A 1,736-nucleotide genomic window follows, 5' to 3' on the forward strand; every position below is an offset into this window, starting at 1 on the left:
CTCTGGCAAAATGTGTGTCCTCGCCGTAACGGCTATGCCAGGTGGGATAGGTATCGGGTACGGACAGCAGGATCTCCTTTTCAATACCTAGCAACTTTTTTATGCGTGTGAGTAGCATAGTAATCGTGTCGTTTTATATGTATTGTTTTTTGTTAGTAAGTTTTGATCTTCAGTCCTTTTTCCCCGGTGGAGCCGTTATTATCCCGCGGGGGATTCCCGCGGGATAAAATCATACACTGAAACTAGGCCGCCTTTGGCTAAAAAACATATCTTCAGTGCGCTAACCCATGGATAAGCCGGCCAAGCCCCGGGATTGGCAGGTACGAACCGCAAACCGGATATCCATAACTTATTGTGTAAAAGTAAGTTATAGATATGGAAGCGTCAATGGCTCGACCCGGTAAAGAGGGGTTGTGTGGCGCGACCCACGTAAGAAGAGGCCGTGCCAGGGCTAGACCAACTCAAAACAATTAATAATGGTCGATTTTTTTAGTAAGGAGCCACAATCCACCCGTCAGCTATGGTTGTTGTTGTTATCGCGTGTACTATCTGGACGGGCCGAGGGTTGGCCGACACATCCGCCGTAAACCCCGCATCGTACAGGAACGCAGTAGATTGGGCATATTCCTGTTGGAATATCCCCGTGCCAGTTACTATCAGTAAGGCAGCCGGTCCCGGGGTCTGGGCGTGGTAAACTATTGCTGACGACCCGGCTTCGATCGTCTGCCCGTTCACTCCGCCGGACTTCACTGCCGCCCACACGGGTGCAGAACTTGGTCCGCTGCTTGTCAGCACCATACCCGACGTGCTGCCAGTACCCGTCAGGCGGCTCGCCTGAATTGTGTTAGGAGAAATATCCCCGTTTAATATCGTGCCATCAGCTATTTTAGCACTCGTCACAGCTTGATCGGCCAGCATCCCAGTTTGCACGCCCTGGGATGCTATACCAAGCGTATACCAGTCCGAAGCCGTTCCGGCTCCCGCGCGGACCAGCCCTCCGCCAGCCGTAGCATTGAGTACCTCGTTACCTACTTCATTATCGTTGTTAGCCGGCAAGGCCTGCCAGGTAGGAGCCGTGGCGCCGCCTGTGGCGGTCAATACCTGCCCTGCAGCTCCGCCTACCAGTTTAGCCTGGGTAATGGTTGTATTTGCAATGTCCCCATTAACAATCGATAAATCGACAATTTTGCTAGAGTTCACCGAGTTTGCCGCCAAGTCATCCACGGTGACCGTTCCGTTTTCTATTTTGGCGCTGTTCACGGCATCATCTGCCATGTAGTAGCGCGTAACTCCCTGCTCGTTCAGGCTGATCGCGTTGGTAGCGGATACAGTGATAGGGGCAGTGCCCGTATAACCGGGAGCCAGTTCCCATTGCCCGGTTGTATTATTCCATTTCAGAAACTGACCGTCAGTGTTTGCGTCGATCAATTTTACCATCAGCGGGCTGGTTTTAGTTCCGGCCCCCTCTGTAGCCAGGCCATGGCCGGCTACAACACCTTTCAGCGGAGCGGATTCCCAGGTGGCGTTTCCAACCGGATCCGAGGTTAGCACTTTGCCATCGGCGGGACTTCCCGACTGGATACGCAGCCTGGGCTGTATCATGACATTGTTTTGGTTTTCGGCTCCCTGAAAGGTGAAGTCATTGCCTGCCTGTGTGAGCTGGGTATTCCATTGCAGATCGCCGCCCAGGGTGATCTGATCCGGCATAAACACATCCTTCTGCAACCCGTTGATCG

The 1,736-nt window shown here is 53.1% G+C and carries 1 protein-coding gene; it reads right to left on the reverse strand.

Annotated elements, in window-relative coordinates:
- Positions 1-489 precede the first annotated feature (489 nt).
- Positions 490-1,736, reverse strand: a 1,247-nt coding sequence (locus IR083_RS11055) for a hypothetical protein (RefSeq protein WP_194224378.1), incomplete at its 5' end; no start/stop codon positions are given.

The organism is Dysgonomonas sp. GY75, assembly GCF_015234155.1.
In the GTDB taxonomy this organism is placed as follows: Bacteria; Bacteroidota; Bacteroidia; order Bacteroidales; family Dysgonomonadaceae; genus Dysgonomonas; species Dysgonomonas gadei.